The sequence below is a fragment of the Aquabacter sp. L1I39 genome (genome assembly GCF_017742835.1).
GTDB lineage: Bacteria > Pseudomonadota > Alphaproteobacteria > Rhizobiales > Xanthobacteraceae > L1I39.
This window is the reverse complement of sequence record NZ_CP072392.1, coordinates 1,899,229-1,924,936: the sequence shown is the minus strand read 5'-3', so window position 1 is coordinate 1,924,936 and position 25,708 is coordinate 1,899,229. Positions and strand designations below refer to the sequence as shown.

Annotated in this window: 21 protein-coding genes, 2 pseudogenes and 1 riboswitch; of the genes and pseudogenes, 19 read left to right on the top strand and 4 right to left on the bottom strand. The window is 67.5% G+C overall.

Annotated elements, in window-relative coordinates:
* Positions 1 to 228 precede the first annotated feature (228 nt).
* The 7 genes and pseudogenes from J5J86_RS08365 to J5J86_RS08335 all read left to right on the top strand — a co-directional run.
* Positions 229 to 711, top strand: a pseudogene (locus tag J5J86_RS08365) (peroxidase-related enzyme); the annotation flags it as partial.
* Between the two features lie 560 nt (positions 712 to 1,271).
* Complete coding sequence (locus tag J5J86_RS08360) at positions 1,272 to 2,045, top strand: ABC transporter ATP-binding protein (protein ID WP_209104430.1); 774 nt, start codon at positions 1,272 to 1,274, stop codon at positions 2,043 to 2,045.
* A gap of 1 nt (position 2,046) precedes the next feature.
* A complete protein-coding gene (locus J5J86_RS08355; protein ID WP_209104429.1) occupies positions 2,047 to 2,760 on the top strand; it encodes an ABC transporter ATP-binding protein in 714 nt (237 codons plus the stop codon).
* Positions 2,761 to 2,810: 50 nt separating this feature from the next.
* Positions 2,811 to 4,022, top strand: a complete 1,212-nt coding sequence (locus J5J86_RS08350) for an ABC transporter substrate-binding protein (RefSeq protein WP_209104428.1) — start codon at positions 2,811 to 2,813, stop codon at positions 4,020 to 4,022.
* Between the two features lie 60 nt (positions 4,023 to 4,082).
* Positions 4,083 to 4,964, top strand: a complete 882-nt coding sequence (locus J5J86_RS08345; protein WP_209104427.1) for a branched-chain amino acid ABC transporter permease — start codon at positions 4,083 to 4,085, stop codon at positions 4,962 to 4,964.
* A gap of 7 nt (positions 4,965 to 4,971) precedes the next feature.
* The gene (locus J5J86_RS08340) at positions 4,972 to 5,955 is read left to right on the top strand and encodes a branched-chain amino acid ABC transporter permease (protein WP_209104426.1); all 984 of its coding nucleotides are present in this window, start codon (positions 4,972 to 4,974) and stop codon (positions 5,953 to 5,955) included.
* A gap of 221 nt (positions 5,956 to 6,176) precedes the next feature.
* On the top strand, positions 6,177 to 7,046 hold the full coding sequence (locus J5J86_RS08335) for an alpha/beta fold hydrolase (protein ID WP_247658449.1): 870 nt from the start codon (positions 6,177 to 6,179) through the stop codon (positions 7,044 to 7,046).
* 9 nt (positions 7,047 to 7,055) lie between these two features.
* On the opposite strand, the gene J5J86_RS08330 is transcribed toward J5J86_RS08335, so the two are convergent.
* Positions 7,056 to 7,907 carry a class I SAM-dependent methyltransferase gene (locus tag J5J86_RS08330; RefSeq protein ID WP_209104425.1) on the bottom strand — a complete coding sequence of 284 codons (852 nt, stop codon included), beginning with the start codon at positions 7,905 to 7,907 and terminating at the stop codon, positions 7,056 to 7,058.
* Between the two features lie 141 nt (positions 7,908 to 8,048).
* On the opposite strand from J5J86_RS08330, the gene J5J86_RS08325 reads away from it, so the two are divergent.
* Positions 8,049 to 9,008, top strand: a complete 960-nt coding sequence (locus tag J5J86_RS08325; RefSeq protein ID WP_209104424.1) for a glycosyltransferase family 2 protein — start codon at positions 8,049 to 8,051, stop codon at positions 9,006 to 9,008.
* Here the strand turns inward: J5J86_RS08325 and J5J86_RS08320 are convergent.
* Both J5J86_RS08320 and J5J86_RS08315 read right to left on the bottom strand, forming a co-directional pair.
* Positions 8,998 to 9,849, bottom strand: a complete 852-nt coding sequence (locus J5J86_RS08320) for an alpha-1,2-fucosyltransferase (RefSeq protein ID WP_209104423.1) — start codon at positions 9,847 to 9,849, stop codon at positions 8,998 to 9,000. The genes J5J86_RS08325 and J5J86_RS08320 overlap by 11 nt on opposite strands.
* A gap of 127 nt (positions 9,850 to 9,976) precedes the next feature.
* Positions 9,977 to 11,041, bottom strand: coding sequence for a tartrate dehydrogenase (locus J5J86_RS08315; RefSeq protein WP_209104422.1), 1,065 nt, complete (start codon positions 11,039 to 11,041; stop codon positions 9,977 to 9,979).
* 140 nt (positions 11,042 to 11,181) lie between these two features.
* Here J5J86_RS08315 and J5J86_RS08310 point away from each other — a divergent pair, with 140 nt between their 5' ends.
* On the top strand, positions 11,182 to 12,093 hold the full coding sequence (locus J5J86_RS08310; RefSeq protein WP_209104421.1) for a LysR substrate-binding domain-containing protein: 912 nt from the start codon (positions 11,182 to 11,184) through the stop codon (positions 12,091 to 12,093).
* Positions 12,094 to 12,096: 3 nt separating this feature from the next.
* Here J5J86_RS08310 and pap read toward each other — a convergent pair whose 3' ends face one another.
* Positions 12,097 to 13,590: a polyphosphate:AMP phosphotransferase gene (gene pap / locus J5J86_RS08305; RefSeq protein ID WP_209104420.1), complete on the bottom strand. Its 1,494-nt coding sequence runs from the start codon at positions 13,588 to 13,590 to the stop codon at positions 12,097 to 12,099.
* Between the two features lie 204 nt (positions 13,591 to 13,794).
* Here pap and J5J86_RS08300 point away from each other — a divergent pair, with 204 nt between their 5' ends.
* The 10 genes and pseudogenes from J5J86_RS08300 (at position 13,795) to J5J86_RS08255 (ending at position 25,706) form a co-directional block, all read left to right on the top strand.
* Entirely contained in the window at positions 13,795 to 14,778 is a 984-nt protein-coding gene (locus J5J86_RS08300) for an asparaginase (RefSeq protein WP_209104419.1), read from the top strand.
* A gap of 155 nt (positions 14,779 to 14,933) precedes the next feature.
* A riboswitch (guanidine-I (ykkC/yxkD leader) is annotated at positions 14,934 to 15,040 on the top strand.
* Positions 15,041 to 15,116: 76 nt separating this feature from the next.
* Positions 15,117 to 16,247, top strand: coding sequence for a putative urea ABC transporter substrate-binding protein (locus tag J5J86_RS08295; RefSeq protein WP_209104418.1), 1,131 nt, complete (start codon positions 15,117 to 15,119; stop codon positions 16,245 to 16,247).
* Positions 16,248 to 16,274: 27 nt separating this feature from the next.
* Complete coding sequence (locus J5J86_RS08290) at positions 16,275 to 17,087, top strand: ABC transporter permease (RefSeq protein WP_209104417.1); 813 nt, start codon at positions 16,275 to 16,277, stop codon at positions 17,085 to 17,087.
* Complete coding sequence (locus J5J86_RS08285) at positions 17,084 to 17,899, top strand: ABC transporter ATP-binding protein (protein ID WP_209104416.1); 816 nt, start codon at positions 17,084 to 17,086, stop codon at positions 17,897 to 17,899. Before J5J86_RS08290 ends, J5J86_RS08285 begins: the two co-directional genes overlap by 4 nt.
* Positions 17,900 to 17,910: 11 nt before the next feature.
* On the top strand, positions 17,911 to 18,720 hold the full coding sequence (locus J5J86_RS08280; protein WP_209104415.1) for an urea amidolyase associated protein UAAP1: 810 nt from the start codon (positions 17,911 to 17,913) through the stop codon (positions 18,718 to 18,720).
* A gap of 10 nt (positions 18,721 to 18,730) precedes the next feature.
* Positions 18,731 to 19,393 carry an urea amidolyase associated protein UAAP2 gene (locus J5J86_RS08275; protein ID WP_209104414.1) on the top strand — a complete coding sequence of 221 codons (663 nt, stop codon included), beginning with the start codon at positions 18,731 to 18,733 and terminating at the stop codon, positions 19,391 to 19,393.
* Positions 19,394 to 19,396: 3 nt separating this feature from the next.
* Positions 19,397 to 22,942 (top strand): urea carboxylase, encoded by a 3,546-nt coding sequence (uca, locus tag J5J86_RS08270; RefSeq protein WP_209104413.1) that lies wholly within the window; start codon positions 19,397 to 19,399, stop codon positions 22,940 to 22,942.
* 29 nt (positions 22,943 to 22,971) lie between these two features.
* A pseudogene (locus tag J5J86_RS08265) lies at positions 22,972 to 23,364 on the top strand (allophanate hydrolase-related protein); the annotation flags it as partial.
* 456 nt (positions 23,365 to 23,820) lie between these two features.
* Positions 23,821 to 25,035: a LacI family DNA-binding transcriptional regulator gene (locus J5J86_RS08260; RefSeq protein ID WP_247658233.1), complete on the top strand. Its 1,215-nt coding sequence runs from the start codon at positions 23,821 to 23,823 to the stop codon at positions 25,033 to 25,035.
* Positions 25,032 to 25,706, top strand: a complete 675-nt coding sequence (locus J5J86_RS08255) for an amino acid ABC transporter permease (protein WP_209104411.1) — start codon at positions 25,032 to 25,034, stop codon at positions 25,704 to 25,706. The genes J5J86_RS08260 and J5J86_RS08255 overlap by 4 nt, the downstream gene beginning before the upstream one ends.
* Positions 25,707 to 25,708 lie beyond the last annotated feature (2 nt).

Below are 25,708 nucleotides of genomic sequence, written 5' to 3'. Positions count from 1 at the left end.
GGACGATGACGCAACATCAAGAAGGGCCTCACCATGACCTCCCAGGTTAAGTCAGGCAAGCCGAAGAAGACGCAGGGAAAACCTGCCGAAAGCAAAGGCGCGCCCACGGCGAAGGCAATCCCCCAAGCCGCCCCTCCCGCTCGGGTCCGCGACGACCAGCCAGCCATCGCCCTCGGCCTTTCGCGCACCGAACTGGACGCCCCCACGCAGGCCTATTTCGACAAGTGCATGGAGAAGATCGGCTTCGTTCCGAACGTGCTGGAGGCCTATGCCTTCGACCTCGCCAAGCTCGGTGCCTTCTCGGGCATGTATAACGACCTGATGCTGGCCCCCTCCGGCCTCAGCAAGCTCGAACGCGAGATGATCGCCGTGGCGGTCTCCAGCGTGAACCGCTGCTATTACTGCCTCACCGCCCACGGCGCGGCTGTTCGTCAATTGTCCGGCGACCCGATCCTGGGCGAACAGATGGTGATGAATTATCGCGCCGCCCGGCTCGATGCCCGCCAGCGCGCGATGCTGGACTTCGCGGTGAAGCTCACCGAACGCCCGTGGGAGGTGGAGGAGGCCGACCGCGCCGCCTTGCGCGCGGCGGGCTTCAGCGAGCGGGACATCTGGGATATTTCGGCGGTGACCGCCTTCTTCAACATGTCCAACCGCATCGCAGCAGCCACCGACATGCGGCCCAACGAGGCCTATCACGCCCAGGCCCGCACGCCCCGCGAGACGGTCCCCGTCGCGGTCGCGCCGGCGCCTGCAGGCAATGACTCCCCCGCGCAGCAGTCCATGGTCAAAGCCAAGCCCGCCGTGGCGAAGTCCAAGGCGGACGACATGAAGGCGGTGCAGTCGCGCAAGGCCACCACCACCCCTGCGCCCCGCAAGCCGCGCCCGAAGGCGACCGGAAGACCGCCCGTCACGGGGAAGTGACCCCATGCCGGGGCGCCATTGAGCGCGCAGGCCGCGCGTTCGGGAATGCCGCTGCGGAAGCGCCCGCACGCGGGGCGGGCGGGGACTAGCCTCCCGTCCGCGCCCATGCTAGGCGGCGACGCTGGGTCAGCGGCCGGAAAGCCGCACCCGGCGGTCCAGGCGGGATCGGCAGCGTTATTCCACAGGAATCGGACGCTCGTTCAAATTCTTCATTTCCCCATATTGACCACCGATCTGTGCATGCTAGTTATGCGTTAAAATCATAAGCACTGGCCAAGGTGCGCGGAATGGGAGTGTCGGGTGCGCCCTGCGCCCGGCCATGGATTAGCGAGGGCATTGGAAGCGATATGGTCAGCGTCTCAGACGTGCCCTACATCGTTGAGGCAAAGGGTCTCACCAAGGAATTCAAGGGATTCGCTGCGGTCAAGAATGTTGACCTGCGGATCCGGCGCCACACGATTCATGCCCTCATCGGGCCGAACGGGGCGGGCAAGACCACCTGTTTCAACCTGATCACCAAATTCTTGGAGCCGACGCGCGGCTCGATCCGCCTCAATGGGCGCGACATCACCAGCACGCGGCCCGCGGACGTGGCGCGGCTCGGCATGGTGCGCTCGTTCCAGATTTCGGCCACATTCGGCCATCTGACGGTGCTGGAAAATGTGCGGGTGGCCCTGCAGCGCGCGCTCGGCACGTCGTTCCATTTCTGGAAGTCGGAAACCTCCCTCGACGCGCTCAATGACCGGGCGATGGAGCTTCTGAAGGAAGTGGACCTGACCACCTATGCCCGGCATCTGGCGGTGGAACTGCCCTATGGCCGCAAGCGCGCCCTGGAGATCGCCACCACGCTGGCGCTCGACCCGGAGATGCTGCTGCTGGACGAGCCCACCTCGGGCATGGGCCGCGAGGACATCGCCCGCACGGCCGACCTCATCAAGCGCGTGTCGGAAAACCGCACCATCCTGATGGTGGAGCACAACCTTTCGGTGGTCGCCAACCTGTCGGACCAGATCACGGTGCTCGCCCGCGGCGAGATCCTCACCGAGGGTCCCTATTCCGAGGTGTCGAAGAACCCGCAGGTCGTCGAGGCCTATATGGGCACCGGGCACGGAGTGCACTGAGATGGCTGAGACCTCCACCCCCCTGCTCCAGGTCCGAGATCTCCAGGGCTATTATGGCGAAAGCCATGTCCTGCATGGCATGTCGTTCGACATCCATCCCGGCGAGGTGGTGACTCTGCTCGGCCGCAACGGCGCCGGCAAGACCACCACCATGCGCGCCATTATGGGCCTGTTGCGCAAGCGCTCCGGCTCCGTCTCCTATCAGGGCACCGAGACCATCGGTCTCGCCCCCAATTATATCGCCCGCCTCGGCATCGCCTATTGCCCCGAGGAGCGCGGCATCTTCTCGAGCCTGAACGTGCGCGAGAACCTGCTGCTGCCGCCAGTGGTGCTGCCCGGCGGCCTGACGCTGGACGAGGTGCACGAGCTGTTCCCGCGCCTGGAAGAGCGCAAGTACAGCCAGGGCACCAAGCTCTCGGGCGGCGAGCAGCAGATGCTGGCCATCGCCCGCATCCTGCGCACCGGCGCCAAGCTGCTTTTGCTCGACGAGCCGACCGAGGGTCTTGCCCCGGTGATCGTCCAGCATATCGGCGAGATCATCCGGACCTTGAAGAAGAAGGGCTTCACCGTTCTCCTGGTGGAGCAGAACTTCCATTTCGCCTCAACCGTGGCCGACCGCCATTACGTGGTCGAGCATGGTCGTGTCGTGGACATGGTGCCCAACGACAAGATCGCGGAGAACGCGGCGCGTCTCGAAAGTCTGCTCGGCGTCTGAACCGAGAGTATCTCGACATCGCGGCCGGCATTTGCCGGCAGGAGGAAACAATGCGTCTCGCAGCCATTTTCATGGCGGCCGCCAGCGTGTTCGCTGTCAGCGCCGCCAGCGCCCAGACCCCGGTCAAGGTCAAGATCGGCGTCCTCAACGACCAGTCGGGCCTCTATGCCGACCTCGGCGGTACGGGTTCGGTCTGGGCCGCCAAGAAGGCGGTCGAGGACTTCGCCGCCACCAATAAGGACCTCCAGGTCGAAGTGGTCGGAGCCGACCACCAGAACAAGGCCGACGTGGGCACCTCCATCGCCCGCCAGTGGTTCGACGTGGAAGGCGTGGACGCGATCGTCGACGTGCCGAATTCTGGCGTCGCCCTCGCGGTCAACACCGTGACCAAGGAAAAGAACAAGGTCTTCATCAATTCCGGCGCGGCCACCTCGGACCTCACCGGCAAGGCCTGCACGCCCAACACCGTGCACTGGACCTATGACACCTGGGCGCTCGCCAACGGCACCGGCAAGGCCGTGACCAAGAATGGCGGCGACAGCTGGTTCTTCCTCACCGCGGACTATGCCTTCGGCCACGCCCTTGAGCGTGACACGTCCGAAGTTGTGAAGGCCAATGGCGGCAAGGTGGTCGGCTCGGTGCGCGTGCCGCTGAACACCTCCGACTTCTCGTCCTTCCTGCTGCAGGCGCAGGGCTCCAAGGCCAAGATCATCGGCCTCGCCAATGCCGGCGGCGACACCATCAACTCCATCAAGCAGTCGGCGGAATACGGCATCGTCTCCGGCGGCCAGAAGCTCGCCGGCCTGCTGATCTTCCTCACCGACGTGCACTCCATCGGCCTCAAGACGGCGCAGGGCCTGAACCTGACCTCCGCCTGGTATTGGGACATGACCGACGCGAACCGCGCCTTCACCAAGGACTTCGCGGCCGCCAACGGTGGCAAGTACCCGACCATGGTGCAGGCCGGCGTCTATTCGGGCGTGCTGCATTATCTGAAGGCCGTCGCGGCTCTGAAGTCGGCCAAGGACGGCACCGCGGTCGTGGCTGAGATGAAGAAGATGCCCACCGACGACAAGCTGTTCGGCAAGGGCGAAATCCGCGCCGACGGCCGCCAGATCCACCCCATGTACCTCTTCGAGGTCAAGAAGCCGTCCGAGTCCAAGGGCCCGTACGACTATTACAGCCTCAAGGCGACCATCCCCGCCAACGAGGCCTTCCGTCCGCTCGACCAGGGCGATTGCCCGCTGGTCAAGAAGACCTGATCAGCCGAACCGCGGGCCGGCGTCACGCCGGCCCGCCTGCCATTTGACAGAGACATCTCCATGTTCGAGCTTCTCGGCGTCGCCCCACAGGCGCTTTTCGGCCAGCTTCTGCTCGGCCTGATCAACGGCGCGTTCTATGCCATGCTGAGCCTCGGGCTCGCGGTGATCTTCGGCCTGCTGAACGTCATCAACTTCACGCATGGCGCGCAGTACATGATGGGTGCCTTCGGCGCCTGGATGCTGCTGAACTATGCCGGCATTCCCTTCTGGGGCGCGCTGGTGCTCTCGCCCATCGTGGTCGCCATCGTCGGCATGATCATCGAGCGCACCCTGCTGCGGCGGCTCTATCATCTCGACCATCTCTACGGCCTGCTGCTGACCTTCGGCCTCGCCCTCATCATCGAGGGCCTGTTCCGCCGGCAGTACGGCTCGTCGGGCCTGCCTTATGACAATCCCCTGCCGGGCGGCACCAATCTCGGCTTCATGTTCCTGCCCAATTATCGCGGCTTCGTGGTGGTGGCCTCCCTGGTGGTGTGCTTCGCCACCTGGTTCATGATCGAGCGCACCAAGCTCGGCTCCTATCTGCGTGCCGCCACCGAGCGGCCGGAACTGGTGCAGGCCTTCGGCATCGACGTGCCGCGCATGATCACGCTCACCTACGGCTTCGGCGTCGGCCTGGCCGCGCTCGCAGGCGTGCTCGCTGCCCCGGCCTATCAGGTGAGCCCCACCATGGGCTCCAACCTCATCATCGTGGTGTTCGCGGTGGTGGTGATCGGCGGCATGGGCTCCATTGCGGGCGCCATCATCACCGGCTTCGGCCTCGGCGTGATCGAGGGCCTCACCAAGGTCTTCTACCCGGAAGCCTCCTCCACCGTGATCTTCGTCATCATGGCCATTGTTCTCATGATCAAGCCCGCAGGGCTGTTCGGCACCGCGAAGTGAGGAAAGAATGACCTCCGCCTCCTCCAACCTCGCCTCGGCCGAAGGCACCACCTCGCACGCCACCCGCACCATCCTGGTGGGCGTCGCGCTTGCCGCGCTGCTGGTGGCGCCGTTCCTGGTCTATCCCGTCTTCCTGATGAAGGTGCTGTGCTTCGCGCTGTTCGCGTGCGCCTTCAACCTGCTGCTGGGATATGTGGGCCTGCTCTCGTTCGGCCACGCCATGTTCTTTGGCGGGTCAGCCTATATCTGCGCCCATGCGGTGAAGATCATGGGCTTCTCGCCCGAGCTGGGCATCCTGGCGGGCGTCGCGTCCGCTGCCCTGCTCGGCCTCATCACCGGCCTGCTCGCCATCCGCCGCCAGGGCATCTACTTCGCCATGGTGACGCTGGCTTTGTCGCAGATGTTCTTCTTCTTCTGCCTCCAGGCTCCCTTCACCGGTGGCGAGGACGGCCTGCAGGCGGTGCCGCGCCGGATGATGTTCGGCTTCATCGACATCACCAAGGACCTGAACCTCTATTATGTGGTCCTGGCGATCTTCGTGATCGGCTTCGCCATCATCTACCGCACCATCCACTCGCCCTTCGGTCAGGTGCTCAAGGCCATCCGCGAGAACGAGCCCCGCGCCATCTCGCTGGGCTACCGGGTGAACCAGTATAAGCTGCTCGCCTTCGTGCTCTCCGCCGCGCTCGCGGGGCTGGCCGGCTCCACCAAGTCCATCGTGTTCCAGCTCGCCTCTCTCACCGACGTGTCCTGGCACATGTCGGGCGAAGTGATCCTGATGACGCTGGTGGGTGGCATGGGCACCGTTCTCGGTCCTTTCGTGGGCGCCGCCGTCATCGTCACCATGCAGAACTATCTCGCCGGCTTCGGCGAATGGGTGCTGGTGATCCAGGGTGTCATCTTCGTGATCGTGGTGTCGCTCTTCCGCCGCGGCTTCGTGGGCGAGGCGATCGCCCTCCTGAAGTCCAAGAAGGCGCCCGAGAGCCACTGACGGGTTCATCCTTCCTGCAAGCGGCGCCGGTGGCCTCCACCGGCGCCGCTTTCGTTTCCGGCAATCATTTGATGCCGCAATGGCATGGGACGGGGCGGCCGGGCCATGGCAGTCTCCCCCCGCCCGGCAAAGGGCACCCGAACGGCTCGAAGCGGGAGGCCCCAGTGACACAGACAGGTATGCACGAGGCGCGGATCGTCGATCTCGGCCCCGCGCCCCTCATGGACGGGTTCCGCCTGCGCCATGTGGCGCTTGAGCCCGGCCTCGACCTGCGTGTGGCGAGCGCCGGCGAAGGACCGCCGCTGCTGCTCATCCACGGCCATCCCCAGACGCACATCACCTGGCGCAAGATCGCGCCCCGCCTGTCCCGCCGTTTCACCGTGATCGCGCCCGATTTGCGCGGCTATGGCGACAGTTCCAAGCCCGAGGGCGGGCCGGACCATGTGGCCTATTCCAAGCGCGAGATGGCACGGGATCAGGTGCGCCTGATGGCAGCGCTGGGTTTCGAGCGGTTCGCGGTGGTGGGGCATGACCGGGGCGGACGGGTGGCCCACCGCATGGCGCTCGACTGGCCGCAGGCGGTGGACAAGATCTGCGTCATGGACATCGCGCCCACCGCCACCATGTATGCGCGCACCGACAAGGCTTTCGCGACGCGCTATTTCTGGTGGTTCTTCCTGATCCAGCCCGCGCCCTTGCCCGAGCGCCTGATCGCGGCGGACCCGGAATATTTCCTTACCCGGCATCTGGCCGGTCAGACCCGCACGCCCGGGGCCACCGAGCCCGCCGCCTTCGCTGAATATCTGCGCTGCTATCTGGACCCCGCATCCCGCCACGCCATCTGCGAGGATTATCGCGCCGCCGCCGGCATCGACCTCGCCCATGACGCGGAAGACGGGGATCGGCGGATCACCGCTCCGCTGCTGGCCCTATGGGGCGCCAAGGGCGTGGTGGGCGAGCTTTATGATGTGCTGGCCACCTGGCGGGAGAAGGCGGAGGACGTGCGCGGCGGACCTCTGGAGTGCGGCCATCTCCTCCAGGAGGAACGGCCGGACGAGACCCTGGCGGCCCTGCTGGATTTCCTTGCCTGACGCGACGCGTCAGCCGATCAGGCCCTTCAGCCAGCCCCGGGGACCTTCGAGGCGCAGATCCCTGAGCACGTCCCGCGCGCTCGCCCCGGCGCTCTCGAAGCGGATGGGCGTTGTCGCGGGGCCGGCCCGCAGCACGAAGAGATGCTGGTAGGTGCGCGCCTCCTCGTCGAAGGCGAGACGGCGCAGCACCCTTGGCGGGGCCTTCAGCGCCGCGCGGTCGAACTCCACCCGGGCAAAACTGCGCTGGAGACGGATCACCCGCTCCACCGCCCAGCCCAGCGCGTCGAACACGGCCAGAGCCGTCTTCAGCGTGATGAAGCGCAGATGGGTGCGCTCCAGCAGGCCGGAATCCACATAGTCGAACGCCCCGTTCAGCAGCGCTAGGCGGGCGGCGCCGAAGCCGATATTGGGCACCGACAGAAAGACGGTGGCGCCCCCGCGCACCAGCGGATCGAGGGTGGCGAGGAAGGCATAGGGATCGCTCACATGCTCGATCACGTCGGCGATGGTGATCGCGTCATAGGCGGGCAGGCTCCCCTGCGCGATCAGGTCCTGCGCAAAGGCGGTGTGCACAGTGCGATAGAAGGGACGCGCCAGGTCCGCCGCGAAGGCATTGGGCTCGATGGCATCGATGGTCACCTGCCGCCCGGCGCGCAGCAAGGTGCGCGCCAGATTGCCATTGCCGGCGCCCACGTCGAGCACCTGCGCGCCGTCCGGCACGAGGGAGGCCATCCAGGCCAGCGGCTGCGCGCGATCGGCCAGGACGGCGTCGATGACACTGTCCGGCACCACATAGCTCGCCTCGGGGCGCTGAAACAGATGGCCGCCGCCCCTTGATCCGCCGTCCATCGCGCCCGTCATGATCCGACCTGTTTCCCGCTGTTTCCGCCCAGCCATAGGCAAAAGGGCGGCGGCTGGAAAGACGCCATGCGCGCGCTGCTCTTGATCCCGCGCGGAACGGACGTTTCAATACGCCCCCCTTCACGACGCAGAGGCTTAGCCTTGCCCGCCGTTTCGATCTGCATTCCGGCCTACAGGCAGGTCGAATTCCTGGAGCTGGCGCTCGATTCGGTCGTCGAGCAGCGCTTCACGGACTATGAGGTGGTCATCACCGATGATTCGCCCGATGGGGCGGTGGAGGAGTTGGTCCACACCTATGATTTCGGCGGCCGGCTGCGCTACTTCCGCAATTCCCACCCCCTCGGCTCGCCCATGAACTGGGACGAGGCCATCCGCCAGTCCCACGCCCCGCTCATCAAGATCCTGCATCACGACGATCGCTTCGCCCACCCGGGCGCGCTCGGCCGTTTCGTGGCGCTCATGGAGGACAATCCCGACTGCCTGATGGGTTTTTCCGCCAGCCAGGTGGAGGATATGGTCAATGATCGCACCTGGGTCCATCGCGCGGATCCCGCCCAGCTGGAGGACCTGCGGCGCCGGCCCGAGCGCCTGCTCCTCGGCAACGTGATCGGCGCGCCGAGCGCCACCATCTATCGCCGCGCGCTGGGGCTCGATTTCGATCCCCGCATGAAATGGTATGTGGACGTGGACTTCTACATGCGCGCCTTGCGCCAGAAGCCGCGCATCGCCTTCACGGACGAGCCGCTCATCATCACCCCCACGGGCGTTGCCCACCAGGTGACGGAGCAGGTGCGCGAGGATGGCCTGCTGCGCATGCGCGAGGGACTGCTCATGTTCGAGAAGGCGTTCGACCAGTTGCACGACGATCCCGACGTGGCCGTCTTCTGGTGGCGCACCTTGCGGGGGCTGCGCATGCGCACGCTGAAGCATCTGGAGCGGCAGGCGGAAGTGCCGCCGCCGCTGAAGCCCTATTTCCGGCACCTGTTCGCCCATCCCCCGCGCGGCGAGCACAAGACGCTGGCGGACTACGTGCCCTCGCCCCTGCGCGAGGCGTGGCGGCCGGTGCGCGAAGCCCTGTTCCCGCGCCGGGTCAGACCCTGAGCCAGCGCTCCGGCACGATGTCGGTGGCGTCCATATGGGCGGCGGCGAACCAGCGGCTGGGCGCGATGACAAGGCCGTCCCGCGCATCAAGCCATGCGCCCCACCAGCTTAAGGTGGAATTGGCGATGATGTGATGCCGGCAGGCGCTCATGAGGCGCAGGTCCTCATGGGGATGGTCGCCGTCATTGAAGTCCACATGCACGGTCGGGAAGGGCAAGCGGATGTTCGCCCGCGCCCAGTCATGGTCGTCGGAGAAGACGAAGGCGGTGAGCCCCGTCCCCACCCGCGCCGCGAGAAGCTCCGCCGCCTGCCGATAATAGTCCGGCGTGCAGGTGCCGTGCACCGCTTGGGCGTCCGGGTTGCTCACATAATCACCCCGCCGCACATGCACGGAGACGCTGCCCTCCCCCGCCGCTTGGGCGAGGATGGCGGCATTGGCCGCATCGGGCGGGGTGGCGACGGTGAAGTCGGCGCGGATAACGTCCCGCGCGTCGGCGAAATAGCGCTCGGACTGCCAATAGCCGTCCAGATAGGCCCCATCCGCCGCCCCGAACACCGCCGGATCGAACCGCAGCGAGGCCTCCTTCACCAGATGGGTGTGGGGGCGCGGCCGCAGCAGGCGCTTGAGGAAAGAGGGAGGCCGGCTCGGGGGAATGTCGGCGGGCTGCGCGTCCGGCGCGCGCAAGGCCATGGGGCCGAGCGCATAGGGGCGTACGTCATAGGTGGCGAACGCGCCCCGGTCGATGCGCAGCTCGGTGCCGAGGCGCAGGGCGAGGGCCCGGCCGGCGGCATATTGGAACATCTGGTTGCCCAGGCCGCCAATGAGGCGGGTCACGATCATGGCGGCGGTCCCGTTCGATCCCTACGGCGCGGCGCTCCCTCCGCGAGGGGTGGCGCCGCGATCGCCTTGTGGCCCTGAACGGGCGTGGCGTCAAAGGGCAGGCCGGGCGGACGCCCGGCCGCGCGCCTCAGCCGGCCACCGCCTCAGCGATGGCGGTGCCGCATTCCACCGTGGTGGCGGTGCCGCCCAGGTCCCGGGTGCGGCCGGCGGGGTCGGCCAGCACGGTCTCGATGGCCTCCACCACCGCGTCCGCCGCGTCCTTGTGGCCCAGATGCTCCAGCATCATGGCCCCCGACCAGATCTGGCCGATGGGATTGGCGATGCCCTGTCCGGCAATGTCGGGGGCCGAGCCGTGCACCGGCTCGAACATGGAGGGGAAGTCGCGCTCCGGATTGATGTTGCCCGCCGGCGCGATGCCGATGGAACCGGCCACCGCCGGGCCGAGGTCGGAGAGGATGTCGCCGAACAGGTTGGAGCCCACCACCACGTCGAAGCGATCCGGGTTCATCACGAAATGGGCCGCCAGGATGTCGATGTGATACTGGTCCGCCCGGATGTCGGGATATTCAGCCTTCATGGCCGCGAAGCGCTCGTCCCAGAACGGCATGGTGTGGACGATGCCGTTGGACTTGGTGGCCGAGGTCACGTGCTTCTTGGGCCGCGTGCGGGCCAGCTCGAAGGCATAGCGCAGGATGGCGTCGGTGCCCTTGCGGGTGAAGATGGATTCCTGCATCGCCATCTCCTCGGCCGTGCCGCGGAACATGCGCCCGCCCACTTCCGAATATTCGCCCTCATTGTTCTCGCGCACCACGAAGAAGTCGATGTCGGCGGCGGTGCGGCCGGCCAGCGGGCTGGTCATGCCGCGCAACAGGCGCACGGGGCGCAGCGCCACATATTGGCGGAACTGGCGGCGGATGGGGATGAGCAGGCCCCACAGGGACACATGGTCGGGCACGCCGGGAAAGCCGACCGCGCCGAGATAAATGGCATCATGGCCCTTGATCTGGTCGAGCCCATCCTCCGGCATCATGCGGCCGTGGCGGGCATAATATTCACAGCTCCAGTCAAACTGATCCCAGGTGAAGGAGAGGCCGAAGCGCCGGCCCACAGCATCCAGAACCTTGATTCCCTCCGGCACCACTTCCTTGCCGATGCCGTCTCCGGGGATGGCGGCGATGCGATACTGCGTCATGGGGGCGTCCTTGGCTTTCGTGCTGTTGGCCGGCGCGCGGCATGTGTCGGGCGCGACACTAGACGGGAGGACGGGGAGGGCTCAAATGCCGAAGCGGCGTCGATCCATGTGACGGCGGCATGGCGAGGGGGATGGGACCCATGGAAGCGGCCTGGCTGGAGGATTTCATCGCCCTCGTGGAGACGCTGAATTTCTCGCGTGCCGCCGAGCGGCGCAACGTCACCCAGCCGGCCTTCAGCCGCCGCATCCGCGCCTTGGAGGGATGGGTGGGCGCCGCCCTCATGGATCGCGGCAGCCACCGCCTCGCCCTGACGCCGGCGGGAGAGGCCTTCCTGCCGGCCGCCCGCGAGGTGCTCCACCGCCTGGAGCGGGGGCGGCAGGAGGCGCGCGAGGCCGCCGCCGAGGACGAGGCGGGCCTGCGCTTCATCGCCACCCATGCCTTGTCGCTCACCTTCTTCCCCACCTGGCTCGGCCGGCTGGAAGGCCGGCACGCTTCCGGTCCCATCCAGCTTCTCGCCGACCACATGGTGGCCTGCGAGCGCATGATGCGGGACGGGCTCGGCCAGTTCCTACTGTGCCACCACCACCCCGCCGCCCCCGCTCTGGACGAGTCGGACTTCATCGCGCTCGCGCTTGATACAGACGTCCTGGTCCCGGTGAGCGCGCGGGACGCCGGCGGCGCGCCGCTCTTCGCCCTGCCGGGCACGGCGGAGGCACCGCTGCCGGCGCTCACCTACAGCCCCCAATCGGGCATGGGGCGCATCCTGGAGGCAGCCCGGGCGCGCGCGGGCCGGCAAGCCTTCCTCAAGCCGGTCTTTGCCTCGCACCTCGCCGTGGCGCTCAAGGCCATGGCGCTGGAAGGACGGGGCCTTGCCTGGTGTCCGCTCAGCCTCGTCGCCGAGGAGCTCGCGCCCGGCGGCCGGCTCACCCGGGCCGGTGGGCCGGGCTGGGACGTGCCCATGGAGGTGCGCCTGGTGCGCCCCCGCGCGCGCCTCGCGCCAGCCGCCGAAGCCTTCTGGGCGGCGGCCCGGGCCGGCGCCTCGGCGGGGTGAGGCTCACGCCTCGGCGAGCGCCTCCTCCAGCCGGTCGGCAATGGTGCGCAGCACCTTCACCCGCCCCCAATGCTTGTTTTCCGCCTCCACCAAGGTCCAGGGGGCGAAATAAGTGGAGGTGCGGTCCACCATGTCCGTGACCGCCCGCTCGTAAAGCGGCCACTTGGCGCGGTTGCGCCAGTCTTCCTCCGTCAGCTTGAAGCGCTTATAGGCGATGGTCTCGCGCGCCTCGAAGCGGCGGGCCTGCTCCTCCGGGCTGATGGCCAGCCAGAACTTGGCCAGCACATAGCCGGCGTCGTGAAGCTGGCGCTCGAAGTCGTTGATTTCCCCATAGGCCCGATTCCAGGCGGCGGGCGAAGCGAATCCTTCCACCCGCTCCACCAGCACCCGGCCATACCAGGAGCGGTCGAAGATGGTGGTGTGGCCGCGCGCCGGCACCTGGCGCCAGAAACGCCACAGATAGGGCCGCACCCGTTCCTCGTCGGTGGGTACGCCGATGGGCACCACGCGGAAGCAACGGGGGTCCAGCGCCTCGCGCAGCCGCATGATGGTGGAGCTCTTGCCCGCCGCGTCCGAACCCTCGAACACGCAGACCAGCCCCCGTTTGCGGAAGGCATCGGAGGCGGCAAGGCGGGTGATGCGGGCCTGCTCGGCCTTGATCTGGACCTTGTATTCGTCCTCGCTCAGTGCCTTGGTCAGGTCGAGGGCGGAGAGGACGCTGACCTCGGGGAGCTGTGGAGCGGTGGCCTTCAGCGGCACGGGCGGCGGCTCGGGCGGTGCCTCCGGGGCGATGGCGCGGGCGAGGGTATCCATCAGAACCGAGCCCACCATGGCATCGCGATAGTGCTTGTCCTCGGCGGAGATGACCACCCAGGGCGCCGCGACCGTGGAGGTGATGCGGAACGCCTCGGTGGCCGATTCCTCCAATTGGCGGCGCAATTTCTTGCTGGCCACCTCGTCCCATTCGCGCACCACCGGGCGGTCGGCGGGGCCTTCGTTCAGCGCCTTGAGGCGCTCCTGCGCTTCCTTGGGCTCCAGATAGAGCCACAGCTTGAGGACGATGACACCCTCGGAGGCCAGCATCTGCTCGAAGCGGTTGATGGCATGGAGCGTCTCAGTGAAGCGGGCGCCGTCCGGCTGTTCCAGCACATGGCGGGCAAGCGCGGCGTGATACCAGGAGCCGAGCACGATGCCGATCTCGCCGGCCGCCGGCATGTCCCGCCAATAGCGCCAGATGGCGGGCCGCGCCCGCTCCTCGTCGGTGGGCGCGCCATAGGTGAGGGTGCGCAGCTTGCGGGCGTCCAGCCAGCCATAGAGCTGGTTGAGCACCGCGCCCTTGCCGGCGCCATCAGCGCCGTTCAGCAGGATGAGGATGGAGCGCTTCTTCTGGGCGATCAGCTCGGACTGCAGGTCGAGCAGGCCTTCGCGGATCTTGGGTTCCATCTCCTTGAACGCCTCCCTGGAGAGGTGGCGCTCGATCTTCATGGAATCAAACATGGATGGGGCTCCTCCCGCTGGCGCTATTGTTTGCCGACTCATATGGGAATTTGGCCTTGGCCTCGCACGCAAGTCCTGGGTCAAACGGGCTGGCGGGAGCGGGCAGGGCTGAATGCCCGCCCGCTTGATGGATACGCGGCGCATATTGCATGTTCGGCCAGCCTCTTATTGTTGTCTCTTGTCCCGCCAGCCGGAGCTGCGTCCTTGGCCCATATTGTCATACTCGCCACCGGCGGCACCATTGCCGGAACCGCCGACACCCGCTCCGAGGGCGGCTACAATGCGGGTCAGGTCACGCCGGAGCAGCTGCTGGCCGCCGTGCCGCAGGTGGCGGGCCTTGCCCGGATCAGCGCCCAACAGGTGGCGGCCATCGGCAGCCAGGACATGAATGACGAGGTCTGGTTCGCCCTGGCGCGGCGCATCGCGGCGCTGCAGGCGGATGCGGATGTGGACGGCATCGTGGTGACCCATGGCACGGACACGCTGGAGGAGACCGCTTTGTTCCTCCATATGGTCCTGCCGCTGGTGAAGCCGCTGGTGGTGGTGGGCGCCATGCGCCCCTCCACCGCCATCAGCGCCGACGGGCCCATGAACCTGTTCGCGGCCATCCAGCTGGCGAGCGATGCGCGGGCGGCGGGGCGCGGCGTGCTGGTGGTGCTCAACGACACCATCCACGGCGCGGCCGACGTGACCAAGACCAGCACCACCGCCGTGCAGACCTTCGTCTCCCCCAATTTCGGCCCCCTTGGCCATGTGACGCCCAACGGCATCCATTTCTTCCGCCCGCCGGTGCCGCCGGCACCGCATCTGCCCTTGCCGGCGGCGCCGCCCCTTCCGCGCGTCTCCATTCTCTATGCCCATGCCGGCATGGACGGACTGGAGATCGAGGCCGCCGTGGCGGGCGGCGCCCGCGGGCTGGTCCTGGCGGGGGTGGGCGACGGCAATGCGTCGGGCGCGGCCATCGCAGCCCTGAGCCGCGCCGTGCAGGCGGGCATTCCGGTGGTGCGCTCCAGCCGGGTGGGCAGCGGGCCGGTGCTGCGCAACATCGAGGTCAGCGACGATGCCCATGGCTTCGTCGCGGCCCATTTCCTCAATCCGGCCAAGGCCCGCGTGCTGCTTCAGCTGCTGCTGGCGAACGAGGTGCGCGATCCCCTCGCCCTGCAGGCGGGGTTCGACGCAGTGGGGTGACCGCGCGCTGCATGCAAGATGTCTCCATATGCGCGATTCTGCCCACTTTGTCGGCAGATTGATTGATTTCGCGGCCATGCGGCGTGGCCCAACCCAAAGCCGACCCTTGATTCAGAAGGATATTTTCCTGGCACGCGCCTTGCTTTGATCAGTTCAGAGTTGGTGGCTAGGGTTCCGGCACCTTTGGTGCGCTGGTCCGAGAGCTGCCGCCGGTCCGGGAGACATCCGGCCGGGCGCACGGCGGGATAAAAGCCCGGGAGACCTCGGTGGCCAAGGAATTGGCGGCACTGGAGTCTCGCCAATTCCTCATCGTTTTGTGACAACGAAGGGGAATATCTATGCGCGCACGCCTTCCCGTGTTCAGCCTTTCCAAATTCGGCCTGACGAGCCTCGCCGTATCTCGGCGTGGACTGTCCAAGCTCGCACTGGCTGCGGGCGCCGCTGCCCTCATTGCCGGCGCATCCCCGGCGCTCGCCGCCCCGAAGAAGGACTTCAAGGTGGCCTGGTCCATCTATGTGGGCTGGATGCCCTGGGGCTATGCCGCCGATACGGGCATCGTCAAGAAATGGGCGGACAAGTATGGCCTCAACATCGAGGTCACCCAGTTCAACGACTATGTGGAGAGCATCAACCAATACACCGCCGGCGCCTTCGACGCGCTGACCGTGACCAATATGGATGCCCTCTCCGTGCCGGCCGCCGGCGGAGTCGACACCACCGCCGTCATCGTCGGCGACTTCTCCAACGGCAATGACGCCGTGATCCTGAAGAACAAGACCAAGCTCTCCGAGATCAAGGGCCAGAAGGTCAATCTGGTGGAGTTCTCAGTCTCCCACTATCTGCTGGCCCGGGCGCTGGAGAGCATCAACCTGTCCGAGCGCGACGTGAAGGTGGTCAACACCTCCGACGCCGACATGGTGGCCGCCTACAAGACCAAGGCCGTCACCTCCGTGGTTACCTGGAACCCGCTGGTCTCCGAGATCCTGACCGAAAAGAGCGCCCACAGCGTCTTCGACAGCTCCAAGATCCCCGGCGAGATCATGGACCTGATGGTCGCCAACACCGCCGTGCTCAAGGACAATCCCGATTTCGGCAAGGCGCTGGCCGGCATCTGGTACGAGACCATGGCCATCATGACCGACCCCGGCGAGAAGGGCATCGCCGCCCGCACCGCCATGGGCAAGGCCTCCGGCACGGATCTGGCCGGCTTCGATGCCCAGCTTGCCGCCACCAAGCTGTTCGCCAAGGCGCCCGAGGCGGTGGCCTTCGTGAAGTCGGGCGATGTGGGCACCACCATGGACCGGGTGCGCAAGTTCCTGTTCGCCAAGAAGCTGCTCGGCGACAATGCCAAGTCGGCGGACGCGGTGGGCATCGAGCTGGCGGACGGCAAGGTGCTGGGCGATGCGAAGAACGTGAAGTTCCGCTTCACCGACACCTACATGGCCGCCGCCGCCGACGGCAAGCTCTGACGCCCCGGCTGGAGCGGAGACCTCCTTATGCGCCTCATCAACCGCAAGCCAGATGCCGGAACGCGCGTCATCCTGGCGGCCTTGCCCTTCGTGCTGGTGGTGCTGGCCTATGTGCTGGGCTCGGCGGCGCGTCTGGCGGAAAACCCCGCCGACAAGCTGCTGCCGAGCCTCGGCACGCTCGGGGATGCCGTGATGCGGGTGGCCTTCGTGGCCGATGCCCGCACCGGGGACTATCTGCTCCTGTCCGATACGCTGGCCAGCCTCTCCCGGCTCGGGGAGGCGCTCGCCCTCTCCACCGCCATCGCCCTCGTGGTGGGCATGGCGGTGGGGCTCCTGCCGGCGGTGCGGGCGCTGCTCGCGCCGTTCGTCGGCATGGTCTCCATGGTGCCGCCGCTGGCGCTCCTGCCCATCCTGTTCATCGTCATGGGCCTGGGGGAGGCCTCCAAGGTGGCGCTGATCACCATCGGCGTCACCCCCTTCCTCATCCGCGACCTTGCCATGCGGGTGCTGGAACTGCCGCGCGAGCAGCTCATCAAGGCCCAGACGCTGGGCGCCTCCACCTGGCAGATCGCCTTGCGCATGGTGCTGCCGCAGATCCTGCCCCGCCTCATCGACGCGCTGCGCCTGTCGCTGGGGCCGGCCTTCCTGTTCCTCATCGCCGCCGAGGCCATCGCGGCGGATTCAGGCCTTGGCTACCGCATCTTCCTGGTGCGCCGGTATCTGGCCATGGACGTGATCCTGCCCTATGTCGCCTGGATCACGCTCCTGTCGGTGGCCATGGACTATGCCCTCGCGCGGCTGCGCGACGGCCTCTTCCCCTGGTTCGGAGCTGCGAAATGACCGCCATCCGCGTCGAGCATCTCTGGAAGGAATATGGCGAGCAGATCGTGCTGGAGAATATCAGCCTCGATTTCGCGCCCCGCTCCTTCATCGCTTTGGTCGGCCCCTCCGGCTGCGGCAAGACCACCTTTCTGCGCATCCTCCTGTCGGAGGAGACCGCCACGCGCGGCACCATTCTCATCGACGGCAAGCCCATCGCCCGCGAGCCGGGCGCGGACCGGGGCGTGGTGTTCCAGCGCTATTCGGTGTTCCCCCATCTGACCGTGCTAGGCAATGTGCTGCTGGCAGCCGAACTGCCCGCCGCCCCCTTTACCGGCCGCCTGTTCGGCGCCGCCCGGCGGCAGGCGCAGGAGGAGGCCCGGGCGCTGATCGCCGAGGTGGGGCTTGCCGGCGCGGAGGACAAATATCCCTCGGCCCTTTCGGGCGGCATGCAGCAGCGCCTGGCACTCGCCCAGGCCATCATGCGCAAGCCGAAGATCCTGCTCCTGGACGAGCCCTTCGGCGCCCTGGACCCCGGCATCCGCGCCGACATTCACTGCCTCATGCTGCGCCTATGGCACTCCTGCGAGATGAGCGTGGTCATGGTGACCCACGATCTGAAGGAGGCCTTCACGCTGGCCACGCGCGTGATCGCCTTCGAGCGCAAGCGCCGCCGGCCCGAGGAAGCGGGCCGCTATGGCGCCACCGTCGCCCATGACATCGAGGTCTGGCCCCGCCGCATTGCCGGCCAAACCTCCCCCCACGGGCACCGGGACGACCCGGCCGCCCTTCTCACCCCCGGCCGGGACGACCCGGCGCTCATGACGGTCTGAGGAGAGACGACATGACCGCGCGCGAAGACAGCCTGGCCCGGATCGAACAGAACCGGCGCAATTACGAGGCGCTGAAAGCCGCCGGCCAGGGCAAGGCCCCGCTGGTCCTGCCCCCGCCCACGGAGCGGGGCACCGCCCTGCTGCCGGCGGGCGATCTGAAGCGGGAGACCATTCCCGGCGGCTGGTATTGGACGGCGGAGCTGAAAGCCGGCGAGACCTTGCGCATTGCCCTCCTGGAAGGGGAGAGCTGCGTCTCCATGATCGCCTGGAACGCCGCCGACACGTCCGAGCGGCTGAACTATGCCGACACCATCAAGGTCCAGTGGACCGCCGCGCTCGGCAAAGGGCGCGTCTTGTTCTCGGACATGGGGCGGGTGATGTTCTCCCTCACCGAGGACACCACATGCGCCCATGACGCGCTGATGGGCGGCTCGACGCCGGCCTCCAACCGCAAGCGCTATGGCCAAGAGACCCTGCGCAACACGCGGGACAACTTCACCCTCGCCGCCCTCAAGCTGGGCCTGGAAAAGCGCGACGTGCCGCCCTGCATCTCCTTCTTCGCCCCCGTGCGCACGGACAAAGAGGGCGCCTTCGTGTGGGCCGGCACGCCCCGGGTGGCGGGAGATTTCGTGGACCTGCGCGCGGAGATGCCGGTCAAGATCGCCCTCTCCAACTGCCCGCACCCGCTCGACCCGAACCCGGCCTATGACCCCAAGCCCGTGGAGGTGATCCGCTTCACCGCCGCCGCGCCGGGCCCGGACGATCTGTGCCGCACCGCCACGCCCGAAGCCCAGCGCGGCTTTGAAAACCTGACGCGCTGAGGAGGCCATCATGTCGAACCGTCTCTCCGGCTTCTTCGCCACTCCGGTGCGCGATCCCAAGGACGCCATCCAGGTGCACAACATTCCCGCGCAGGCGCCCTGGTCGGGCCTCGTGAAGCGCGGCCAGTCCATCCGTATCATCGACCTGGAAGGCCAGCAGGCGGTGGACACGCTGTTCTACCGCGCCGACAATTTCGCCGAGCGCTATTCCTCCCAGGACACGCTGCGCGTCCAGGGCTCGGCCTATGTGAGCACGGGCACCCGCCTCATCTCCAATGAAGGGCGCCTGATGCTCACGGTGACCGCCGACACCTGCGGGCGCCACGACACCTCGGCGGGCGCCTGCTCGTGCGAGAGCAATACCGTGCGCTTCGGCCAGCACACCCGCTATCTCCATGCCTGCCGGGAAAACTTCGCCATCGAGGTGGCCAAGCACGGCATGTCCAAGCGGGACATCGTGCCCAACATCAACTTCTTCATGAACGTGCCGGTGGAGCCCTCGGGGAATCTGGCCATCGTCGACGGCGTGTCGAAGCCCGGCGATTATGTGGAGCTGAAAGCCGAGATGGATGTCCTGTGCGTCATCTCCAACTGCCCGCAGATCAACAATCCCTGCAATGGCTTCAACCCCACGCCCATCCGCGTCCTGGTGTTTGCGGCGGATAAGGGCTGAGCCATGTTCAAGAAGGTCCTGATTGCCAACCGGGGCGAAATCGCCGGCCGGATCACCCGAACCTTGCGCCGGATGGGCATTTCATCCGTCGCCGTCTATTCCGACGCGGACCGCTTCACGCGGCCCGTGCTCGATGCCGACGAGGCGGTGCGCCTCGGGCCGGCGCCCGCCGCCCAGTCCTATCTGGACGTGGAGGCGGTCATCGCCGCCTGCCGCGCCACGGGGGCGCAGGCGGTGCATCCCGGCTATGGCTTCCTGTCGGAGAATGTGGGCTTCGCGGAAAAGCTCGCCGCGGCCGGCATCACCTTCATCGGCCCCAAGCCCGCGCACCTCACTGCCTTCGGGCTCAAGCACACCGCCCGCGAGATCGCGCAGCAAAGCGGCGTGCCGCTTCTGCCGGGCACCGGATTGCTGGAGGACGTGGAGGCGGCCCTCGCGGGGGCCGAGGCCATCTCCTATCCGGTGATGCTCAAGAGCACGGCGGGCGGCGGCGGCATCGGCATGCAGCTGTGCGCCACGCCGGAGGAACTGGCCGAGACCTTCGCCCGCGTCCAGCGCACGGCCCGGGCGAGCTTCGGCGATGCCCGCGTCTATCTGGAGCGCTTCGTCGCCAAGGCGCGCCATGTGGAAGTGCAGATTTTCGGCGACGGCAAGGGCCGGGTGGTGGCGCTCGGCGAGCGCGACTGCTCGCTCCAGCGCCGGAACCAGAAGGTGGTGGAGGAAACCCCCGCCCCCCTCCTGCCCGACGCCACCCGCGTCCGCCTTCATGCGGCGGCGGTGCGGCTCGGCGAAGCGGTGTCCTATGCCTCCGCCGGCACGGTGGAATTCATCTATGACCCGGCGCGGGACGACTTTTACTTCCTGGAGGTGAACACCCGCCTCCAGGTGGAGCACCCCGTCACCGAGGCGGTGTTCGGCATTGATCTCGTGGAATGGATGATCCGGCAGGCGGCGGGGGAGGATGTGATCCCCGCCACCCCTCTGGTTCCCAAGGGCGCCGCCATGGAGGTGCGCCTCTATGCGGAGATCCCCCACGCCAATTTCCAGCCCAGCGCCGGCCTGCTGACGCAGGTGCGCTTCCCCGACGCGGCCCGCATCGACACCTGGGTGGAGACGGGCACGGAGGTCACCCCCTTCTACGACCCCATGCTGGCCAAGATCATCGTCTCCGGCGCCGACCGGCCGGCGGCGATCGCGGCCCTCAAGGCGGCGCTGGAGGCGACCTCGGTCTGCGGCATCGAGACGAATCTGGCCTATCTCAAGGCCATCGCCGGCTCGGAGCTGCTCGCCTCAGGGGACGTGGCCACCACGGCGCTGAAGGACTTCGCCTTCGCCCCCGAAAGCATCGAGGTGCTCGCCCCCGGCGCCCAGTCCTCCATCCAGGAATTGCCGGGGCGGCTGAACCTCTGGCATGTGGGCGTGCCGCCCTCCGGCCCCATGGACCCCCGCTCCTTTGCCCGCGCCAATGCACTGGTGGGCAATGGCGAGACGCTGCCGGCGCTGGAACTCACCGTCAACGGCCCCACATTGCGCTTCCACACCGGCGCGGACGTGGCGCTGGCCGGCGCACATATGCCGGCGACCCTCGACGGCGTGCCCGTGCCCCATGATGCCGCCTTCCCGGTGAAGGCCGGGCAGGTGCTGGCCATCGGTGCCATCTCCGGGCCGGGCCAGCGCACCTATCTCGCCGTGCGCGGCGGCTTTGACGTGCCGGAGGTGCTCGGCTCGCGCGCCACCTTCGCGCTGGGCCAGTTTGGCGGCCACGCCACCGGCACGCTGAAGGGCGGCGACGTGCTGCACCTTGTGGCAGCCGAGCGCCGCCCGCCTTTGCCTGGCACGGTGGCGGCACCAGCGGCGGAGCTGACATCGGACTGGGAGATCGGCGTCCTCTATGGCCCCCATGGCGCCCCGGACTTCTTCCAGGACGAAGACATCGACGACCTCTTCAGCGCGCCTTACGAGGTGCATTTCAACAGCGCCCGCACCGGCGTGCGCCTCATCGGCCCGACGCCCCGCTGGGCCCGCACCGATGGCGGGGAGGCAGGGCTCCACCCCTCCAACCTCCATGACAATGCCTATGCGGTGGGCGCCATCGACTTTACCGGCGACATGCCCATCATTCTCGGCCCGGATGGTCCCTCGCTGGGCGGCTTCGTCTGCCCGGCGGTGATCGCGCGGGACGAGCAATGGAAGATGGGCCAGCTGAAGCCCGGCGACCGGATGCGCTTCCATCCCCTCCCCCGTCCCGACGATCCCGTGGCCGGGCCGGCGGTGAAGCGGGCGGGCGCGGAGGCGGGCTCGCCCATCCTCGCGCGCCGCACCGACGGACCTGTGGAGGTGGTCTATCGCCGCCAGGGCGACGACAATCTCCTGGTCGAGTTCGGCGACATGAAGCTGGACATCGCCCTTCGCCTGCGCGCCCATCTGCTGGCGGAGGCGGTGGCGCGGGAAAAGGTGCCGGGCCTCATTGACCTCACTCCCGGCATCCGCTCGCTCCAGCTCCATTATGACGGCCGCGCCATGACGCGCACCCGGCTCATCGGGCTTCTGGACGAAATCGAGCGGTCCCTGCCCCGCGCCGAGGACGTGGTGGTGCCAAGCCGCATCGTGCACCTGCCTTTGTCCTGGAATGACGAGGACGCGCAGCTGGCCATGCGCAAGTATCAGGAGCTGGTGCGCCCCAACGCGCCCTGGTGCCCCTCCAACATCGAGTTCATCCGCCGCATCAACGGGTTGGAGGACGAGGCGGCGGTGCGCAAGGTGGTGTTCGATGCCGCCTATCTGGTGCTGGGCCTCGGCGATGTCTATCTGGGCGCGCCAGTCGCCACCCCCGTGGACCCGCGCCATCGGCTGGTGACCACCAAGTACAATCCGGCCCGCACCTGGACCCCGGAAAACGCGGTGGGCATCGGCGGCGCCTATATGTGCATCTATGGCATGGAGGGTCCGGGCGGCTACCAGTTGTTCGGCCGCACCATCCAGGTCTGGAACACCTGGCGGTCAACGCGGCAGTTCGCGCCCGGCACGCCCTGGCAGCTGCGCTTCTTCGACCAGATCCGCTTCTTCCCCGTGGACCACAAGGAACTGAAGGAGGCCCGCGCCGCCTTCCCCCACGGGGCCTATCCGGTCTCCATCGAGGAGACCGCCTTCTCCTATGGCGACTACGCGGCCATGCTCGCCGCCAATGCCGGCGACATCTCCGCCTTCAAGACCCGCCAGCAGGCGGCCTTCGATGCGGAGCGCGCCCATTGGAAGGAGCAGGGGCTCGACAGCTTCGTGGCCGACGAAGGCGTGCTCGGCGGCGAGGAGGGGGAAATCCCCGAAGGCTGCTTCGGGGTCAGCGCCAATGTGCCCGGCAATGTGTGGAAGGTGCTGGTGGAGCCCGGCGCCGCCGTGGAGGCGGGGCAGACGCTGGCCATCATCGAATCCATGAAGATGGAAATCTCCATCACCGCCCACGCGGCGGGCCGGGTGCGGGACATCCGTATCCAGCCCGGCCGCACCGTGCGCACGGGCGACGTGGTTGCTGTCCTGGAGGGTCTGGCATGAGCGCGACGACGCACACCCAAACGGCCGACTTCCTGCCCATCGCTGTGGTGGGCGCCCATCTGACCGGCATGCCGCTCAATGGGGAACTGACGGGGGCGGGCGGCGCATTGCTGCGCCGCTGCCGCACGGCGCCGGACTACCGGCTCTATGTGCTGCCCGACACCACCCCGCCCAAGCCCGGCCTCGTGCGGGTGCCGGGCTTCGCCGGGCCGGGCCTCGACGTGGAAGTCTGGGCCCTGCCGCCGGATGCGTTCGGCCGTTTCGTGGAGCGCATCCCCGCTCCGCTCGGCATCGGCAAGCTGACCCTGGAAGATGGCACGCAGGTGCCCGGCTTCCTGTGCGAGGCCCATGCGGTGGATGGCGCGCAGGAGATCACCGCGCTCGGTGGCTGGCGGGCCTATGTGACCGGCCGGACGGGCTGAGGTCGGACCTTCGGGCCTGATTAAAAGCGAGGGCGGCCGCGGGCCGCCCTCCGCGCTCACGCCCCCCGCACTGCCAAGGTTCGGCTCACCGCCATTCCGGCCCGTCCTCCAGGACGCCCCCGCCAAGAGGAAACGCGCCCCGGAACGAACGGCGGAGAGGCGGCATCCGACTTATGGATCGATCCAAAATTTTCTCGCGGAACGGTGGATCAGGGCGCTTCACGGGTCAGATCCCGCCGGACATCCCCTCCAAAAAATCGCCCGTGACGGCCAGTTCGACGATTCCTTCGCCTTTTCGCACACTTCCCGCAGTGCAACGCGAGCCCACAACGCTGCCGGGCTTTAGATCGATCTAATTTTTCCGTTGACCGGCGTCGTTCGGCTTCCTAAACACGGGTCCGCCGCATCAAGAACACAACAAGGCGGCGTCAGGAAACCCCATCCGAGGAGCCGCCCGTGCCGCCCAGAAAGCGCAGCACGCCCAAAGCCTTGCAAGCGCCTGCCGCCGATGACGCGGTGGCGGGGGCGCAGGTGCTGCGTTCCGGCCCCGGCGGCGCGCCCGCGCGCGTCACGCTCAACGACATCGCCGCCTTCGCGGGTGTCTCCCGCGCCACCGTTTCCCTCGTCCTGCGCAAGAGCCCGCTGGTGAAGGACGAGACCCGCCGCAAGGTGGACGCGGCCATGGCTGAGCTCGGCTATGTCTATAATCGCCGTGCTGCCAATTTGCGCTCGGGCGCCTCCTGCACCCTCGGCCTCGTCCTGTGCGAGATCATCACCCCCAATTATTCCCAGCTCACCGCCGGCATTGACGAGGTGCTGGACGCAGAAGGCTATGTGGCCTTCATCACCAACACCGCCGAGGACGCGAACCGCCAGCGCCGGGTGCTGGTCCGCATGCAGGAACATGGGGTGGACGGCCTCATCCTGGTGCCCGCCGAAAACACCACCGCCGAGGTGCTGGAGGAGGCCCATTGCGCCGGTCTGCCCTGCGTCATGGCACAGCGTCGGGTGGATGGCTTCCAGGGCGATTATGTGGGCCCCGATTATGCCGCCGGCATGGAGATGGTGACCGAGCACCTGATCGGCCTCGGCCATACCCGTATCGGCTTCATCGGCGGCGTGCGCCGCATCGCGCCGCTCTCCGAGCGCCTTGCCGGTTTCCGCCGGGCGCTGAAGCGCCACAAGCTGAAGCCCGGCCCCATCGTGCCCTGCGCGGTGCTGGACCGCCTGTCCGGCTATGCCGCCGCCCGTGACCTGTTCGCCGGCCCCGACCATCCCACCGCCGTGGTCTGTTACAATGACATCGTGGCGCTGGGCGTGATGCTCGCCTTGACCGAGCGGGGTCTGGAGCCCGGCGTCGACGTGGCCGTGGTGGGCTGCGACGACGTCACGGAGGCGGCCCTTCACCGCCCCGCGCTCACCACCTTCACCACCGATCCCCGGCTTGTGGGGCGGGAGGCGGCGCGCCTGCTGCTGCGGCGCATCGCGGCCCCGGACCTGCCCTGCGAAGAGATCATCGTCCCCCCGCGGCTCATCATCCGCCAGTCCTGCGGGGCGCGTGCCGCCCCGTCCCTCTCCCACGCCCCGTCCCGTCCCGCCCCCCGCGCCACAAGCAAAGGGAACGGCAAGGGTCGCAGCACGGAAAGCGCCAAGGACCGCTCCCGGCCATGAATTATGTGTTTCAGTTCGGCGAAGTCTTCAATTACTGGCCCGAGCTTCTGCTCGGCGCCTGGCTGACCATCCGCCTGTCCGCCATGGCCATGGGCATCGGCCTCGTGGTGGCCATCCTCTGCGCGCTCGGCAAGACGGCTGGTCCCCGTCCGGTGCGCTGGCTGGTGGACGTCTATGTGGAGGTGATCCGCAACACGCCCTTCCTGGTGCAGATCTTCCTCATCTTCTTCGGCCTGCCCCGGATCGGCATCCGCCTCGACGCCAATGAGGCGGCACTCCTCGCCATGGTGGTGAATGTGGGCGCCTATGCCACCGAGATCGTGCGGGCGGGCATCGAGACCATCCATAAGGGGCAGATCGAGGCGGGCCTGGCGCTGGGATTGAAGCCGCTCCAGGTGTTCGCCTATGTGGTGATCTTCCCGGCGCTCAAGGCGATCTATCCGGCGCTCACCAGCCAGTTCATCCTCTTGATGCTGACCTCCAGCGTGGTCTCGGCCATCTCGGCGGAGGAATTGACCGCCATCGCGAACAACCTGCAATCCCAGACCTTCCGGTCGTTCGAGATCTACATCGTGGTCACCGCCATGTATCTCGCCATGTCCCTCATGTTCTCCGGTGCCTTCGCGCTCATCTACAAGATGGTGTTCGCGCGCACCGACGCGGCCCGGTGAGG